The organism is Paenibacillus sp. fava2, from assembly GCF_058313675.1.
Map to the genome: position 1 here is coordinate 44721 of NZ_JBZFQH010000002.1, position 15898 is coordinate 60618.

Annotated in this window: 21 protein-coding genes; 20 read left to right on the plus strand and 1 reads right to left on the minus strand. The window is 41.1% G+C overall.

The window, feature by feature from the left end:
- The first annotated feature begins 13 nt into the window (after positions 1-13).
- Genes AC4G46_RS32295 through AC4G46_RS32315 form a run of 5 tightly spaced genes read left to right on the plus strand, consistent with a single transcriptional unit; the run spans position 14 to position 3028 of the window.
- Entirely contained in the window at positions 14-178 is a 165-nt protein-coding gene (locus AC4G46_RS32295; protein WP_491129073.1) for a hypothetical protein, read from the plus strand.
- A 51-nt stretch (positions 179-229) separates the two neighbouring features.
- Positions 230-862, plus strand: a complete 633-nt coding sequence (locus AC4G46_RS32300) for a hypothetical protein (protein WP_491129074.1) — start codon at positions 230-232, stop codon at positions 860-862.
- 35 nt (positions 863-897) lie between these two features.
- Positions 898-1971 carry a Fic/DOC family protein gene (locus AC4G46_RS32305; RefSeq protein ID WP_491129075.1) on the plus strand — a complete coding sequence of 358 codons (1074 nt, stop codon included), beginning with the start codon at positions 898-900 and terminating at the stop codon, positions 1969-1971.
- Between the two features lie 4 nt (positions 1972-1975).
- Positions 1976-2173, plus strand: a complete 198-nt coding sequence (locus AC4G46_RS32310; RefSeq protein WP_491129076.1) for a hypothetical protein — start codon at positions 1976-1978, stop codon at positions 2171-2173.
- Between the two features lie 12 nt (positions 2174-2185).
- The gene (locus tag AC4G46_RS32315; protein WP_491129077.1) at positions 2186-3028 is read left to right on the plus strand and encodes a hypothetical protein; all 843 of its coding nucleotides are present in this window, start codon (positions 2186-2188) and stop codon (positions 3026-3028) included.
- A gap of 1016 nt (positions 3029-4044) precedes the next feature.
- Here the strand turns inward: AC4G46_RS32315 and AC4G46_RS32320 are convergent.
- A complete protein-coding gene (locus AC4G46_RS32320) occupies positions 4045-4572 on the minus strand; it encodes a hypothetical protein (RefSeq protein ID WP_491129078.1) in 528 nt (175 codons plus the stop codon).
- Positions 4573-4902: 330 nt separating this feature from the next.
- Here AC4G46_RS32320 and AC4G46_RS32325 point away from each other — a divergent pair, with 330 nt between their 5' ends.
- The 15 genes from AC4G46_RS32325 to AC4G46_RS32395 all read left to right on the plus strand — a co-directional run bounded on the left by AC4G46_RS32325 (position 4903) and on the right by AC4G46_RS32395 (position 15690).
- Complete coding sequence (locus AC4G46_RS32325) at positions 4903-5331, plus strand: hypothetical protein (RefSeq protein ID WP_491129079.1); 429 nt, start codon at positions 4903-4905, stop codon at positions 5329-5331.
- 158 nt (positions 5332-5489) lie between these two features.
- Complete coding sequence (locus AC4G46_RS32330; RefSeq protein WP_491129080.1) at positions 5490-5900, plus strand: hypothetical protein; 411 nt, start codon at positions 5490-5492, stop codon at positions 5898-5900.
- Between the two features lie 751 nt (positions 5901-6651).
- Positions 6652-7131 carry a YhjD family protein gene (locus tag AC4G46_RS32335; RefSeq protein ID WP_491129081.1) on the plus strand — a complete coding sequence of 160 codons (480 nt, stop codon included), beginning with the start codon at positions 6652-6654 and terminating at the stop codon, positions 7129-7131.
- A gap of 298 nt (positions 7132-7429) precedes the next feature.
- Positions 7430-8035: a recombinase family protein gene (locus AC4G46_RS32340; protein WP_491129082.1), complete on the plus strand. Its 606-nt coding sequence runs from the start codon at positions 7430-7432 to the stop codon at positions 8033-8035.
- Between the two features lie 118 nt (positions 8036-8153).
- The gene (locus AC4G46_RS32345; RefSeq protein WP_491129083.1) at positions 8154-8585 is read left to right on the plus strand and encodes a hypothetical protein; all 432 of its coding nucleotides are present in this window, start codon (positions 8154-8156) and stop codon (positions 8583-8585) included.
- 331 nt (positions 8586-8916) lie between these two features.
- Positions 8917-9096 (plus strand): hypothetical protein, encoded by a 180-nt coding sequence (locus tag AC4G46_RS32350; protein WP_491129084.1) that lies wholly within the window; start codon positions 8917-8919, stop codon positions 9094-9096.
- Between the two features lie 305 nt (positions 9097-9401).
- Positions 9402-9941 carry a hypothetical protein gene (locus tag AC4G46_RS32355; RefSeq protein WP_491129085.1) on the plus strand — a complete coding sequence of 180 codons (540 nt, stop codon included), beginning with the start codon at positions 9402-9404 and terminating at the stop codon, positions 9939-9941.
- 69 nt (positions 9942-10010) lie between these two features.
- Positions 10011-10382, plus strand: a complete 372-nt coding sequence (locus AC4G46_RS32360) for a DUF6618 family protein (RefSeq protein WP_491129086.1) — start codon at positions 10011-10013, stop codon at positions 10380-10382.
- A gap of 283 nt (positions 10383-10665) precedes the next feature.
- Positions 10666-11121 (plus strand): hypothetical protein, encoded by a 456-nt coding sequence (locus tag AC4G46_RS32365; RefSeq protein ID WP_491129087.1) that lies wholly within the window; start codon positions 10666-10668, stop codon positions 11119-11121.
- A 1000-nt stretch (positions 11122-12121) separates the two neighbouring features.
- Positions 12122-12829: an ATP-dependent DNA ligase gene (locus AC4G46_RS32370; protein ID WP_491129088.1), complete on the plus strand. Its 708-nt coding sequence runs from the start codon at positions 12122-12124 to the stop codon at positions 12827-12829.
- Between the two features lie 368 nt (positions 12830-13197).
- Positions 13198-14100 (plus strand): tyrosine-type recombinase/integrase, encoded by a 903-nt coding sequence (locus tag AC4G46_RS32375; protein WP_491129089.1) that lies wholly within the window; start codon positions 13198-13200, stop codon positions 14098-14100.
- Positions 14101-14119: 19 nt separating this feature from the next.
- Positions 14120-14365, plus strand: coding sequence for a hypothetical protein (locus AC4G46_RS32380; RefSeq protein ID WP_491129090.1), 246 nt, complete (start codon positions 14120-14122; stop codon positions 14363-14365).
- Positions 14366-14438: 73 nt separating this feature from the next.
- Positions 14439-14657, plus strand: a complete 219-nt coding sequence (locus AC4G46_RS32385) for a hypothetical protein (RefSeq protein WP_491129091.1) — start codon at positions 14439-14441, stop codon at positions 14655-14657.
- 215 nt (positions 14658-14872) lie between these two features.
- Positions 14873-15145, plus strand: a complete 273-nt coding sequence (locus tag AC4G46_RS32390; protein ID WP_491129092.1) for a hypothetical protein — start codon at positions 14873-14875, stop codon at positions 15143-15145.
- A 74-nt stretch (positions 15146-15219) separates the two neighbouring features.
- A complete protein-coding gene (locus AC4G46_RS32395) occupies positions 15220-15690 on the plus strand; it encodes a hypothetical protein (protein WP_491129093.1) in 471 nt (156 codons plus the stop codon).
- Positions 15691-15898 lie beyond the last annotated feature (208 nt).

The window sequence follows — 15898 nt, forward strand, 5'->3', positions numbered from 1 at the left end:
GGAGGAATTTGAATTGGATAAAGAAAAATTCGAACGTGATTTTGCACAGGTAAATGCATCCTGGAATTTTGAGGATGCGGGTCTGGATGATAAAGGGAAAGAGCTGATTTACAAAAGATTGTCCAATGAAATTACACAGGAGGAATTCGAAGAAGCGGTCAAAAAGCTGATGAAGTAGCTATCTCCATATTATTTTATGAGCTAGTGAAATAAAAATGGAGGGACACATTTGAACCTATTCGATGAATTCTTGTCAGATACAACCGTCATCGGGGCATGCCCTGCAGGGGAATTAGAGTTATTAGATATAAGAATTGAAGCATTCTCAGTAGGTATGGCAAAGAAGCCATCGCATTATTTATCTGAAGCAAAAAGTGTCGTCGTCGTCGGAAGCTGTGTTGATTTCAGTGAGGATGTCTATAAAAAGGGGCTTTTACTTAATGGGTACCCCGGCTATGGGAAAGCCTATCAGCTTTCTAAAGAAATCAAAGACTTCCTGAAGAGAATGGGCTATAAGGCGAAAATTGCGCATAACTTGAGCCAAAAGAATGCTGCAGTAGCCGCTGGAATCGGGGTGTGGGGGAAAAACTCTCTCATTATCAATGAAAGATTTGGCACCCGGTTACGGTTTGACTCGATCGTCACAGATTGGGCTCCGGAAGTTTATCCAGGCAAAATGAATAAAGATCTATGCGGTAAATGCACAGATTGCATCGACGCCTGCCCTTATAACTGCTTAGAGGCATATAAGGTAGACGCAAAGGCTTGCTTTTGTGAGTATATCGACAAGACAAATAAAGATAGGATAATCCCCCTTTGTCCGGTATGCCAAAAAATATGCCAATATAATCGTGGACTTTAGACCGTAAGGGAAAAGTCTTAAGACAGGAGTGGCCAGTGAAGTACTCAAGAGATAAATACAATCTTGAATTCGAACGGCTAAACGCCTCATGGGCTTTAGAAGATAATAGTTTAGATATTAAAGAAAAAGAACAAGTCTACGAACGGTTAAATACCGAAGCGCAAACTCCAAAACTCAATACAAAATATAAGCATGGTGGGAGATCCTTTATGAGTAGCCAATACTGTTACCCAGGAACTAACGTACTCATTAATAAATTTGATTTTAGAGACCAACAGGCGCTAGATCAGGCGGAAAGGTATCATACAGCGTTTAGAGCCATGGAACTTCGCTTTAACCCATCTACCCCTACATTTAATTTTGAGCAGCTGCAGCATATTCACAATCATCTTTTTCAAGATGTATACCCGTTTTCTGGGCAAATTCGGATAACGAATATTCGGAAAAATAATTTCGCCTTTTGTGATACTGCCATGATTCCCCGTCTCGCGGATCAAGTGTTCTCTGAACTAAAAGACGATCGTTACTTGAGGGGGCTGACGAAAGAGGTCTTTGCTGAAAAGTCTGCCTATTATTACACCGAAATCAATTATATGCATCCCTTTCGTGAAGGGAACGGCAGAGCAATCCGCGAATTTTTTGGCCAATTATCAAAGGCAGCTGGATATGAGCTAGATTGGCAGAATGTCTCGAAAGAAGAATATTTCCATGCGGTAAAGCTAACGGACGATCCGAAGCAAAGAGGTGAACTGGTTGAAGTTTTCAAGAAGTGCCTCACTCCAATAACAGGAAAGCAGCAGGAGGCGGTCATCTGGCAGACACCGGAGCAGCCAATGCTGCTGAAGGAAGTTCTCAAAGTAACAGAAAGGCTCCCTGCAGCAAATTCCCATGTAAGCATGGAGGACTTAAACCAATCTGTACATCAATTTGCCGTCAGTAAAAATAAGAAAGCCCTGAAGGTTAAGTTTGCCGGGGGAGAGACGGTTAGAAGTATTTCTTTGGAGGAACATCCGTATCTTTCTGCAGAAAAAAGGAATCAAATGTTGGACCAGGCGGCAAGCTCTACAACGCCCAAACAGATCAATAAAATTATGGAACAGGGAGGGTGATCATGTGAAGGTAATCTATGCATTAATTATAGTTATCATTTTTGCAGCAATGGCTGCACTTGGATATATCTTTAATATCCTTAACTGGGTATTGGGTATTGAGGTCATTCTGTTTATAGGATACATGCTATTTGACATTGTAAAAACGGGAATAAGTAAATTTCTGGCGTTTCGAAGATTTTTCCGCCAGAAACATGAGTGAAGGAGAATTTAAATGTTTTGGAAAGCAGCTAGAGCGCAAGAAAAACAAATTGAACTATTGGAAAAGCGGATTGATCTGCTGTGTGCTTTGTTGAAGGAGGGGCCTCTGCCCTCAGTCCTTTTGGAATATACTCTAAATGACCTTTCCTTGTTATTTGAAGAGCTAAGGGTATTACCAAAGGCAATAGGAGATTCCTTGTTCCTTCGGCTAAAAGAATTAGAAGTTACGCTGAACAAACACGATGTCATACCGGCACCAACCGAAATGTGGGGGTATCTGCCTGAAGAATTTTATTTATCTATCAGGGAAGCAGATCGCATTGAAGTTTTCGCTGAATTCTTGCGAAATACGGTGAAAGAAGATGAGTTGCCCCTTTTTGGTTACGGTATCCGAGTTTATTGCAAAGAGAGAGAAAACACCTATCTATTTAATTCTTCACAGGACGGCATGTTAGAAAGCGAGAGTGCCAATGCCAAACGAGTCAAAAAATTAAATGCGGTAATCGCGCTTGCCGATATGCTTGTAAAGGAGCATACGCATTCCCGGCATATCTCAATCTCTATAGCTACAGATATTGAGATAGTCGGTTTTAATCTTCCGAATTCGTTTGCTGTAAATAGAAGAAAGTGGCATTCAACGGATCCGGAATACTTTATTAGTGAGAGGGAGGGAGAATTTCTAGTCAGCAGGATGGTTAAGGCGGAAGTGATGCAGGAGGAAGTAATCGATGTATTCCCATCCATGGAAGAAGCTCATTCCGTTTGCAAAGGATTAAATGATGGATATTTCTATAGCAAAGAGTTTGGCATCGAATGCATTATGGAACGAACGGAAAGGCTCTACAATGGAGGATAATATGAGGTGAAAGATCCCCGGTCGATAAATGACTGGGGATTTATAAATAACAATGTCCCCGTCTAGCTGCAGGGGAGGATGGTTTTCAGATGTGAACAATCGATGCCACGCACTGGACGGGCGGATCCTTCTGCGGGAGGAATGTAGAAGCAACTTGGCTGTAGCCGGCAAGCTGCAGGAGGAAGCATATCCGACCGGGTGCGTAGCGTTCTGGTCGCACCCCGGTAGCGCGGCTCCAGCCTCTCCGTCTGAAGGAAGTAGGAGCACCATGGATGCAGCCGGTAAGCAGCTGTTATAGAAACCCTGGTCGTTCGGATCTGCACGCCGGGTGGCGCAGCTCTTCCTCACCGCCTGAAGAAAGTAGGAGCACACTGGGTGCAGCCTGCAGACAGCCGGAGGAACGTTCGGATCTGCAGCGTTCTGGTCGCGTGGCGGGTGGCACGGCTCCGGCCTAATTGTCTGAAGGAAGTAGGATTTAACCTGGATGAAGCAGGCAAACAGCCAGAGGAACCCTTTTGTGAGGAACTGCAGCGTTCTGGTCGCGGCCGGCAGCGTAGCTTCAGCCTCACCGTCTGAATGATTTAGGAGCATCTGGGTGCAGCCGGCAAACAGTAGCCGGAGTAAGCCAGAGCATGTGTATCGTTCTGGTTGAGTGCAGACCTCAAAAACCAGCAAATTGAAGTGCCGGAAGATTTGAAACTATTTGAACAGGAGCAATCAGGAGATACGGGAAGGATTAAAAAAATGAATTGGAAAAAAATCGCGTGGGAAACATCAGTGCAATCGATGTTAATGTGGCTAGTAATCGGTTGGGCGGGATCTCATAGTAGTAACCCAGTCAATTATCTTACACCTGGGTATTTCTGCATAGTATTTGTTGTTTTTCTTATTTTGAGAATAATGTTTCATAGAAGAATGCGGGGTTAGTAGATGGATTTAGACAAACAGGGGGACGTGCCCCCTGAAGTAGCAGCTTTCAAAATCAGTATATACAATACATCTAGTAATCATACCAACTAATTAAGTAAGGCAGCTGCTGATTCGTATTTCAATTGTTGAAAAATGGAAAAATACTTGCCTATTCCTTTTGGACGTATACTCCATTCAAGGAATATATCAGAATCTAATAATCTCAAATCGATCTCTTTTGAATCTAAATGCATAACTTTAGAAATCATTTTTTCGTCAATTAAAGATATTAATTCTTCTATTATGGTTGTATATTTTTCGGTTAAGAATGTTGAGTACTTAAATATAAGTTCATTTATGATCAATTGGTCACTCATTTTCGGGTCGAATTCCGATTTATAATCCTCTAAAAAGACGGTTATATCTGAATTCACCATTGAGTTTTTAAGGAAGATTGGGAGTATTTTTATTGTGAATTGGTCCTTTATTTCTTTTGGTGAATGGTTTGGAGTAGATAATGTTTCAATTATATTCTTTTGAATTTTTTGTCTTAACTCATATGGAGAGTACATTGGATAGTTTTTAAAATCATCGAAATATCTAATTATTCTTCTAATCCGGATGTTATCGAGCATTATACTATTTCCCTCCTAAAGAGTGTACTCAAATATTCATTATTAAATGATAAGACATGCAAGTGCTATTAACAATATTGTTTCTCTGAAGTAAGACGCAAACTATTTAATAGCCAAAGGGCTTAAAACGGAGGTATTATGAGTCGAGAAATTAAAGCGGAAAAAGGATTCGTGTTGTATATTATGCGTCCAGATACGACAAAGGAGGAAGCAGGGCTTTTGCTAGGTTGGTATAATTAAAAGGAAAAGGTAATCGGCTATTTTTAATCGGTTACCGGATATGTATATTCAGCTCTATTCTTTTAAATAAATGGACGAGGGTGAATACGAATGTCTAATATGCAAATTATTATAGAAGAAATCGAACATCAATTAACATCTTATTTGGATACATTAGAAAATCAATACGGGTTAAAGTACTCTCTTGATATTGAGGATAATCGATTTGAGATATGGGGGCAAACAGTAGAAACAGGTAATTTCAAAATGTTTTTCTTCTCCATATTTGATGAAGATGAGGAAGGACAAGGGCAGATTGCTTTGGATACACTCTTTTTGCCTGCTGAAGTTAGACACAATGGAATTGTATTGAAATTAATAGATATCACGTACCAAGTAGCCAAAAAGCATCGTTTCACTACTATAGTAGTGGGTATGGTTCAAGGTTTTTACAAAGCTCTCGTTCGCAGAGGTGCATATCAATTAGATTATGAAACCGTCCAAATCGTTGGTTCTACAAATTTGAAAAAAATTTTATAAAGTTGTTTCCAAAATCTAATGATCATATTGCGCAGTACGAAGAAACTTGCTCCTAGCCTGCTAGAAGGATCTGTGGAGAGAATAGCTTAGGACAGCATCAACTACGTAGAGTTAATCGGCTGGATCAGGCAAACACCAGGAATGATAGGAGAATGTCTATGGGCATTAATTTAGGAATAGCAGCCATGTCGGTAATTATATTTGTAGTTTATATTGCCATTCGAAATTACAGAGCATCTGAAAAGAAGAGATATTCTCAAAAGGAACCTCCGTATATTGGTTCAACGAATTCGGAAAAAATGAGCGCTTATGACTATTTCAAAGGAGTACGAACTTCTGGGCAAGCATCATCTGAGTTAAGGAGGCTTCAAAGGGATGATGGAACATTTTTCTTTACCGCCGTTTCAAGTAATAAATCGGATTCTGATCACGCCACGAACCATAAGCACCACCATTCTCACACGCATTATACCGATAGTGGCCATCACTCTCATGACAATAATAGTAACCATCACCACCATAATGATGGAAGTGGCGATGATCATTCTTCTGGTGGATCCAAGTGGTAACTAGTACAAATTAGTACGGCTTTTTCCATCTATATAAGGATGACTTCGCATGATTATTCTATATTCCAGGAGAGGGAGCGACATGATCTTATTGATCTATATAAAGATGTTTCATAAATAGAAATACAGGCTATGGGGGAAGACATGAAGGATAGGAAAGATAAGATTATTATTGTTGTAGTTATTACTTTTGTGATTATGAGTATTTTATCCTTACACTCAGTTGTGGATCTCACTAACCAACACAAAATTTCGGAATCCTATAGACATAAATGATTAACTTTTGGAGAAGGCAACGCAGTGCAGCAAAGGTGTAACCCCTTTGGCCGCACTGCGTTTTTTTTCCATTGATAAAACTAGCTCAAAATGGTTATAATACAAACAAATGTTCTTATCGTAGGGGTGGATGAGGTGGAGCTGCTGGAAAAGGAGACTGCGCGATGTTAGATGATACTCCGCGTAAGCTACTTAGAATAATATCTCAATTTCGATATCACTTTAAACGAATGCCCACGCTGACGGAGCTCAAAAGATTAAGCGGAAGACGATCGGTAGAGATAAAGAAGGGTTTCAGCGTTCTAGCTGACGAACATTACATACTATGGAGCGCGTCTGAGGCGATAGAGACTGCCATCATAATAGCGCAATGGGAAAGAGACGTTCCGTTTGATAAAACGCAGCAGAGAAGCGTACAGAGAGGCAGTGAAGGGACAAATATAGATTACTGGTTGTATCATTAGGAGGCGATATTATGAGTAAGTTGGATGCCAATGAGCGATGGAAGACAAAGATGATCATGCCCGAATATGTTGATGAGTTTGAGCATTCGGATAAAAAAGAGAGTGCCGGCGGGCAAATGCTTACGATTCCGGAACGAACGATGATTCGGGACTTCATATTGTTACCATATATAGATTCGATGGTAAGCAAGAGTATCGAAGAGATTGAACATTCGGGTAACATGCTGGAAAGAGTGTACTTGTTAGCTGGCCGATATATTCATAATAGAGTGATGCAGGATACCTATCGACTTCAAAAAGAGCTTAGACAAAAAAATATAAAGGTGTTGCTAGATGTACAAGAGGACTTTGTAGTTTATCATAAAATATTTTTTCGAGGTTACCAGGAACGGTTTGGTATGACCCGAGACGTAATTCGGACAGAGATTAGCCTACGATTAACAAATTATACGGCGGATCTTGGAGGAACATTAAAAGATAATCTTAAATAAACAGCCCCGTCAGCGATTGCACTGACGGGGCATTTATATGCCCAAAATAAATCCCATGCAGCTGCTGATGAACCCTCCTGGAACTAGCCAGCTTTCCTTCACAAGCATCATTACCTAACTCGGGAAACCGTCACGGATCCTTCAGAGCCTTAACTTTAGAAATTTTACGTGGCCGTAAAAGCATGCTTATGCGGATGGTAGAAAATCACTTGTTAAGGTGTTCCAAAATGTGGTATAATTAATTTACGGATATTCCGAAAGTGAAGACTATATTTTGAAACATCAAGGAGCACCTTTCATGAAAATTGCTTATGGGCGAGTATCCGCCAAGGATCAGAATCCAGAGAGACAGATAATTAAATTTCGGGAGCGTGGGGTAGAGGAACGATACATATTTGTTGATAAACAAAGTGGTAAGGATTTTCAAAGGGCTAAGTATCAAGCCATGCGTTTGGTGATTAGAGAAGGTGACCTGCTATATCTTGATGCATTAGATAGACTGGGGCGGGACTATGATGGCATTATCTCTGAATGGAAGTACATCACCAGGGAAGTTAATGCCGACATTGTTTGTTTGGACAACGAAGCACTGTTTGATTCCAGGAAATTCAAGTCGATGGGTGAGTTAGGGAAATTAATGGAGGATCAGTTCTTAAGCCTGCTGGCTTATGTTGCTGAGAAACAGAGAAAGGATAATCGGCGATTACAAGCAGAGGGAATTGATGTTGCGCGAAAAGCCGGCGTAACCTTTGGGAGACCGAAGAAGGAAATCAATGATAAGTTTCTGGATGTGTACAATCAGTGGAAGAAAGGGAATTTGACCGCAACCGCAGCTATGAGGATCGTTGGTATGGGAAGAACTACTTTCTACCGGAGAGTTAAGGAATTTGAGAAAGAGATTTAAACACCGTGGAGTTTATGAAGTGAAAATGCCATGATATTGTGGCCATGTTAAAGGGTTACGTTAGGATCCTATCAGCCGGATATAATGTACCTGAATAAAATGTGAGGAGCTCTGTTTAATGGAAAAGACCGAGGAACAACTTAAATATTTAGTGGAAATGTATAGAAAAGTCCTGTTGGATCTGCCAAGCATCCAAGATCTCAATATTAAGGCCGAGAACGAACATGGTTGGTTTGAGGAAGAAGATTTCCCTACATTTGTTCCATATATAGAGGAAATAAATGAATTGAATTCATTACTGGAAGAAAGACAAAAAGTCTTCATTGAGGAACTGGTTGAATTGCGTTTTAAGGAAGGTATTGTAGATCGGGAAAGCTATTACTATTATGATCAGTTGTTTAGGGTGGGGTATAAGGATGCTCAAGAACTCACAAATAAGCTTATAAATAACGTGTTAACCTCAAATTTCAATGTTAAGGATAAAGAAGATCATGTTAATTTTATAAAAAATCTCGCTGCCGATTATAATGCTACACCAGAAACTAGATAGCAAAAAAAAAGGAGATCCAAACATTTATGTATGGTCAAGATCAAATCTAAGAATCTGAAGGATGGGGATTTAGTTGCCGAGAAATGATGGATTTAAGCCTATGGGATGTTTAATCACTATTATTTTCACTGTACTTGCACTTGCTTATATAGTTTATTTGGTGAAATCACAATTTAGTTAAAAGACCTTGCAAAAGATCCAGCGGAAAGTGGCTATCGTTGAAATGGCTGAAGCAGTCGACGATCTCGGTCAGTGCTGATAGCTGAATATTACAAAGACGTAGTGCCAGTAAGACGCATATAGCGCAGCAGAATATCAGAGAGGTGAGGTAATGCCCTACATCAAAAAGGATGATCTGAAATTTTTGCTTAGTAATTTTTTCAGCGCTGGGTGTAATGCTGGACACGGCATGGATCATGAGGATGATCTTTTGAAACAAGAAGCTGAGGCGTTTGAAGAATATTACAAACAAATTTTTGACAGGAAAGAAAGAGAGAGAAAGCTCAAATAGTTGTTTGTTTCTTGCGCAGTACGAAGATAGGTTATCAGGAAGGGTGATTAATGTGGAAGGTCAATGCGGGAATTGTGGTACTTATCTCCCCTGTGTATCAAGTCGCATTTGTGCTGAATGCAATGGGGATGTTTCGGAGTGCTTAACTTGTCCAACTAAGTGCCGAACGCCAGAGGATATGCAGAATGTCCATGATTGGATGAAGCGAATCGGTAAGGTAACTTTTTAGTGCTTGTTGCGCAGTTCGAAAACGAATGCGCATGAGAAATTGAATATAGAAAGGCAATGAAAAAGGAGAGTGTACTATGCAATTCGAAATCGGCAAGAAATATGAAACCGTGGTGAATGGACAGATATGGTCCTTTACCTTTGACGGTGTAGACCCGGAAGATGAAGATATGTATTTAATAACCTGGAGCACCGGCGAAGAAGAGTCACATTCCAAGGGAGAGCTCTTGCCGGGCATCGATGAAGTAGATACGCTGAGGGCTGCTGGAATTGTTTATCCAAGAGGGAAATCGGACGAGGATCAATACCAGGCGTTAAAATCTATAATCACTCAACCGACCTATCGTTTTGCAGGAATGGTAGTTCCCCGAGCTATGGTATTGACTTGCAATTTTGCTCCGGATGAATACAGAGGCAGGACCAATGATGAGTACATGGGATTTGTATATGATCCAGAAAAACGCTATCTCAATATCTCTTCACCAGATCCGGATGCGAAAGTACCGGACTGGATTATGGAACGGTTTTCTGTGGCTACCGTGATGCGAATTAACCAGGATTCGAACCAGAAGAAAACATCATTTGTGGTTGAGATCGAAGAAGAGGCAGACCGATAATGTCCTGCAGTCCAGGCTGCCATGGAGTCGATCAGTTCGACATAAAATAGGTATATGGGGTGATTAATTATGGAATTTAATTGTGCAAATGGAAAAACGACATGGACTGGAAAAATTAAAAGTTATAAAGAGTATGGCAATCATTATTCGCTGGAAATAAGTGCAAAGGGTTCAGGTATCTCTCTTTACTTCGGTAGGGCAAGTTTTGGTCAATGGTTTGTCTGCATACCTGATTGGAATGCCGGCTTGATCATTGGCGATCTTAGACAAATTGATTACAACGCCGGAAAAATTGGCGCAGCAATGGAAAATGAGATCGATGGGCATTCTGTTGCTAAGGCTTTATTCGTTTTTGCTGAAGCAATGAAAATTCAAGAAGAGGACAGTACGAAGGAATATTTAGATATTTTGAAATCGGCGGGATTTGAAAATGTAGATTGACTCCTGGTGTTTGGGGGCGGATAATATCAGCGGAGTTGATAAGTGTCGGAACGAGGCTTAAAAAGAATAGGGGGGATTGTTTGATAGACGAGCCAATTGTCAAAAAGGAAAAGTGCTTCTATTGTGGACTACCTGTTACCGATCATGAGAAGTCAACTACCTTAGACGATCATCATATATGCGAAGTTTATGCTATGCAATGCGGCGAGAGATTAGCCTGGGAATCAAAATGAAATACATAAAATAAACGGGTACTCAAATCTAAAAAAGGGATCGTGTTATAATGAAGAACAGCGAATTACGTATGCATTCTGGGATCTATCGCTTTACTTGGCCTTATTTGTGTGCGCATTTGCTTCCCGATGATAATGGCGAAGTTAAGGTATATGAATGTGAAGTAGAGTTGAGAGTAGGGCAAGAAGAAGACCTGCGTGAAGGTAAGTTGATTACAGTCATTATTACGTCCTATGCTGCACCAGGTGTTCAAAGCTTCATCGAACGCATTGCAACCAAAGTGCGGATTGCATTTTTCGATAATATCTTTCATGAGAATCATTGGGATAAACCCGTTGTTCCGGAGGATAGCATCCGTTGGATTGAACAACATCTATTTTCGCAAGGGAATGGCGAAGGCCGCGGGGATACATCGCTTGATTCAATTTTGGAAGTAACGATGAAGTGGGATCCTAAGCGACATGCATATGGTGGCGCTTCGTGGAAGTCTATTAAAAAAGCATAGCAAAGATAATAATCATATGATGAAGGGGCCTTATGGAAAAATCCAAGAGGCCCCTTTTTTAAAATAGAGTACACTGCCGGCTTAAAAGTTTCATCGAACCTCTTCAGGAAAGATCCTTCAGCGGATCTGGGTAGATTCTTCAGTTATTAAACTGAAGAACCATACCATCCAGAATACCGTTTGTTGGCTAAATAGATGACTTATGATTTCTTCTTCGACGAACCCTGGTTTGTTGTCTTGGGTTTCTTCTCCGTGAGTTCGAATGAACTGGTGGTTGGTACATTTTGGCTTCCGCATTTTTACAAGCGGTTTTATAATTCAGCCAATTAGATACCACCTGCAATCCCGAATCTATCAAAGAAATGACTGCCCCCCAATTGATAAGAGGGATAAAGACCCCCAGAGTATTAATGATTTCATGAACAACGTGTAACATATTGAATTCCTCCTTTAGTTTTTGGTTTCGTAACGATGAAGATTTAAACGTGCGCCCTCTACCGAAACTCTCCTTTCAAAAGTCTCATCAAAACTTAGAGTAGAACGAAAAGTGAAAAATCTATCAAACGTTTATCGATTTTTTATCATATACAAGATAACGGCGTTTAATCATGATGAAGGGTCGAACCTACCCTAATAGGCTTTACAATGACTGTCCACCGGTGGTTACCTTCAGGCCCGTTTGTTTACCTCCTTACTACTCATAGTCATTGTGAGCCCATTAATTTCATTTTCTGGATCAGAACGACATTTTTCTGTTTTTATTAGTATTTTCGATGCCAGTCCATTAAGTGGGTTTCTTTCAATCTCCCTATCCTTTAATATCGCTACATGTAGGTAATTGTGGCGGCGAATTTGATCTTTTTTAGTTTCGTTGTCTTATCTATGCAAAAACTGCTGACCAAGTAAAGGTTCGCGGGTATTTTACCCAACACTTCCCTGACCTTTCCTCTCGCTTTGCCCTTTATAATGAAGTAGAGGTGAAACTATGTTTATATCCCCAATGCTGCTGCAGACGGCTCCTGGGCCGTTTAGCAACAGTGATTATATATATGAGCCTAAGATAGATGGACACCGGCTGGTTTTTTCGCAGCAGGCCGGGAACGTAAAGCTATATACTCGTCACAATAATGAATGCACTCTACAATATCCCGAGCTACAGCTGCCGTTTGATGATGATATCATTCTGGACGGAGAGGTCGCTTGCGTCGATCAGGCAACGGGAGTATCGGATTTTGAGGCGGTCATGAGCAGATTCCAGGCACGCAAGTCAGAGAAAATAGAACTGCTCACAGCCGCGCTGCCGGCTTACTACGCCATATTTGATCTGCTGCAGTATCGAGGGCGAGATTTACGAGGGCTTCCCCTGATGCAGCGTAAGGAGATTTTGGCGGGGCTCACGCTACCTACCTGCAGCTTTGGTAACGTTCCATTTGTGGAGGGTGCTGGGGAAGCCTTGTACCAGCAGATCGAGACGCGGGGGATGGAGGGGGTTGTCTGCAAGCGCATGAACAGCGTGTATGAAACAGGCCGAAGATCTCACGCATGGCAAAAGATCATTAACTGGACGTATGCCGAGGTGTACATCACCGGCTATCGAAAAAAGGAATTTGGCTTGCGGCGGTGTCCGGTCCGTCCGGCAGCTTGCGGTCCGCTGGAGTTATTGAGTTCGGGGCAACCCCACTGCATAAACAGGTATTCCGCGGCGTAGCTGGTCAGCTTGTCATCGGTGAAGATAAGGAGTTTGTGCATATGGAGCCCCGACTGCGGGCCAAAGTACGAATGAGGAACTGGACTAAATCGGGTATGCTCAGGAGTCCGGTATTTACAGAGTTTGTGGTATAGTAACAAATCAAAAAACCGTCAAGCTTATGCTTGGCGGCGTTTTGTATGTTCCTAATTTATAGCGATAGCATAAAAGCTCCTTTAATGGATTGTGATACAGACGGTTTTTACGTTTCGTCGTCTTCTCTATACAGAAGATGACGAGTTGTGATATAATGGAAGTAACGAGACCGCATTCGACCGTTTCATAAGTCTTAAAAAACTCGTCATCTTCTATAAATGAGGGATTCACACATGCAGCAAATGTTCGATTCATTTTTAAGACATCTTGATGAAAAGGCACTGGACAATCGAACAATCCAAAATTATGAAGCTACTTGGAATAAGTTCCGGAGGTGGATGCTTCAGAGTGATCCGGATCTAACTGATCCAGGGATGGCGACTCAGAAGGATATTGCGGATTACAAACGGCACATGTTAGAGCACGGCGGCCGGAACGGAGGACCAGCCAAACCATCGACCATGCAATTAACATTTGTACATCTGAACGCCATTTTCAATTATTTTGCTTCTATGAAATACATACCGGTTAATCCGGTCGGTCCCATTCAAAAACCACCGGTTGCCAGGCGTACTCCAAAATGGTTAACAAAAAACGATCATAACAAATTATTGCGTGAGGTTCGGAAAAGTGGAGATAAACGGGAGTATGCCATAATTGTTGTGCTGCTCAAGGTGGGGTTACGCGTTCATGAATTGTGTGAACTCATGACCAATGAGCTTACCCTCAATTCGAGATCAGGGAAGGTATATATCCGAGGGAAAGGGTACAAGGATCGGGAAGTTCCACTAAATTCGGAAGCTCGCTCTGCTGTAGAGGCTTATCTAAAGGATCGTTCTTCGGATGGTCCATATATCTTTTCATCTCAACGCTCTAAGAAAATGTCTGTTCGTGGCGTTCAGCACATAGTTGAAAAATACCGGGAACGTACAAAGATAGAGCACCTTTCAAGTCATTGCCTCAGGCACACCTTTGGTCATGATTTACTCGCTGCTGGAAATGACCTGCAGCAAGTGGCAATCCTAATGGGGCATTACAAGAAAGACGGCACACCGAACATTGCTATGACTATGATTTATACGACTCCTGGTGCTGAGGATCTGGAGGCTGCGGTGGAGTCGATCAGCTGGACGTAGATTTAAGGAGGGTTAATAAATGTTTGAAATTGTAAATGCAGTTTGGCTCAATGTGGATGAAGATAATGAAAATAAAGATGGAAAATGGATTCCGGTGGGTTATGTCTATTGTGAGATTGTCGTTGATTCAAGTGACCGTGCCCTAATAAGAAATGCTTTTAATGATGGTACTATCAAAATCATTGAAGAATTAGAAAACAGTGAATTCACACACATTGTTGAAGATTCTTTAGGTAATTTATTTGCTGTCACCGTTACTGGTTAAATGAAAACGTTATGGAGTCGATCAGCTGGACGTAATGGCTCAGAGTTCTTAGTGAATAGGAGAGTGTATTAGAATGAATGGTCCGAAAAAGCTATTGCGCACAATAGATGAACACATTCGTATGCTGTGGGAGAGGGACCATCTACCTTGGTGCTTAGAATTGGGGGATGATCTTGGCACGTTTGAGGAATACTCAGAGCTGATCCGACCACTAGTAACAGAAGAAGATTTAGCAAAGGAAGAAGCTGATTGTGAAAACTATGCATGGGGGCTGAGCGTCAACTCTAATTAACAACATAATGAATATTGTGTTGTGAAAACCGTATTCCGGTGACATTACCGGTTAACGGTATTTTAAGAGATATGGATTGCGATTTTTATGAAGATGAAGAAGCAATCTGAAATACATAGGTATTAACCAGGCTATGATAGATCAAGGAAATGGAATCACAGCTTCAGCAGCTGCGGAATTGAACGCCAAATTAAGTGAGTTAGGAAGGTGATAAAATGGAAAGCTATTTTCAATTAATAAGAAATGGAGTTATTTACGTTTGTGAATCATCCAACCTAGTAGATGACAACTATTTTGCGGATCACAAGGGACCGCATGTGTTTTTTGATATCGATGCTCCAACAGATTTGGATTATTGCCCAGCCTGTCCGCGCTGCGGATCTGCGGATAACGTATATCAACATGCAATCGGGGAACTCAAGACAGTTAAGGTCTTAAATGAAGATGAAGAGGATGTAAATTTAATTGAAGATGAACGTCGAGCATGAGTGTTGAGAACGGACGAACAATAGAAAGCAAAGTTACATAACAAAATAATTCAAATAAATTGGAGGAAGGGATTATGAAAACTCGCATTATGACATTAGGGATTTTATGTGGAATATTACTTTTAGCTTCAACAGCATTTGCTCAAAAAGAGGGCCTTGTTATGCGCATGAATACTGAATCTCAAAATGTTAATAATGTTGTTCTTTTATCGGGTCCGTATGAAGGACAACAAATAGAGGCGAAAAATATACATGGAACATTATACATAAATGGCTCGTCGATGCTGCCATTGGTTGATTCATATACGGCAGATCCAGATACACATACGGATACTCTCTCGATTTCAGATACTGTAAAAGTTAATCTCTTTAAGAATTGGTCTATTACACAAAATGATGTACCATTAGAACTTGATAAGGAACAGGCAAGCGAACTTGAATTAGGTTACGTTCCTGTGCGAAAGGTGTTTGAAACAGCAGGGTATTTAGTTGAATACCAAGCATCCACGCGAACGGTGACTCTAACGCCCCCTATAACCGAATAATTACTCTGTCCTGATTGGTAAGGGTTCTGATACAATGGCTGACGAATCCGACAGTGCGAATGCCCCATATAAACATGGGGCATTTTTATTTGTTGTCGCTGTCAATTCAAACCAATCATCCCGAATAGAAAAGGATATAATCAGAGATTCCGGGGACAAATCACAGGTTTTTGGGGACAAAATGTGGTATAATGTAGACAGGTGCATT

What these genes read in the sequence shown, in the direction of transcription:
- AC4G46_RS32315 (WP_491129077.1), top strand. Translation starts at nt 2,186, where the DNA reads ATGTTTTGGAAAGCAGCTAGAGCGCAAGAAAAACAAATTGAACTATTG.
- AC4G46_RS32320 (WP_491129078.1), bottom strand. Translation starts at nt 4,572, where the DNA reads ATGCTCGATAACATCCGGATTAGAAGAATAATTAGATATTTCGATGAT.
- AC4G46_RS32325 (WP_491129079.1), top strand. Translation starts at nt 4,903, where the DNA reads ATGTCTAATATGCAAATTATTATAGAAGAAATCGAACATCAATTAACA.
- AC4G46_RS32330 (WP_491129080.1), top strand. Translation starts at nt 5,490, where the DNA reads ATGGGCATTAATTTAGGAATAGCAGCCATGTCGGTAATTATATTTGTA.
- AC4G46_RS32335 (WP_491129081.1), top strand. Translation starts at nt 6,652, where the DNA reads ATGAGTAAGTTGGATGCCAATGAGCGATGGAAGACAAAGATGATCATG.
- AC4G46_RS32340 (WP_491129082.1), top strand. Translation starts at nt 7,430, where the DNA reads ATGAAAATTGCTTATGGGCGAGTATCCGCCAAGGATCAGAATCCAGAG.
- AC4G46_RS32345 (WP_491129083.1), top strand. Translation starts at nt 8,154, where the DNA reads ATGGAAAAGACCGAGGAACAACTTAAATATTTAGTGGAAATGTATAGA.
- AC4G46_RS32350 (WP_491129084.1), top strand. Translation starts at nt 8,917, where the DNA reads ATGCCCTACATCAAAAAGGATGATCTGAAATTTTTGCTTAGTAATTTT.
- AC4G46_RS32355 (WP_491129085.1), top strand. Translation starts at nt 9,402, where the DNA reads ATGCAATTCGAAATCGGCAAGAAATATGAAACCGTGGTGAATGGACAG.
- AC4G46_RS32360 (WP_491129086.1), top strand. Translation starts at nt 10,011, where the DNA reads ATGGAATTTAATTGTGCAAATGGAAAAACGACATGGACTGGAAAAATT.
- AC4G46_RS32365 (WP_491129087.1), top strand. Translation starts at nt 10,666, where the DNA reads ATGAAGAACAGCGAATTACGTATGCATTCTGGGATCTATCGCTTTACT.
- AC4G46_RS32370 (WP_491129088.1), top strand. Translation starts at nt 12,122, where the DNA reads ATGCTGCTGCAGACGGCTCCTGGGCCGTTTAGCAACAGTGATTATATA.
- AC4G46_RS32375 (WP_491129089.1), top strand. Translation starts at nt 13,198, where the DNA reads ATGCAGCAAATGTTCGATTCATTTTTAAGACATCTTGATGAAAAGGCA.
- AC4G46_RS32380 (WP_491129090.1), top strand. Translation starts at nt 14,120, where the DNA reads ATGTTTGAAATTGTAAATGCAGTTTGGCTCAATGTGGATGAAGATAAT.
- AC4G46_RS32385 (WP_491129091.1), top strand. Translation starts at nt 14,439, where the DNA reads ATGAATGGTCCGAAAAAGCTATTGCGCACAATAGATGAACACATTCGT.
- AC4G46_RS32390 (WP_491129092.1), top strand. Translation starts at nt 14,873, where the DNA reads ATGGAAAGCTATTTTCAATTAATAAGAAATGGAGTTATTTACGTTTGT.
- AC4G46_RS32395 (WP_491129093.1), top strand. Translation starts at nt 15,220, where the DNA reads ATGAAAACTCGCATTATGACATTAGGGATTTTATGTGGAATATTACTT.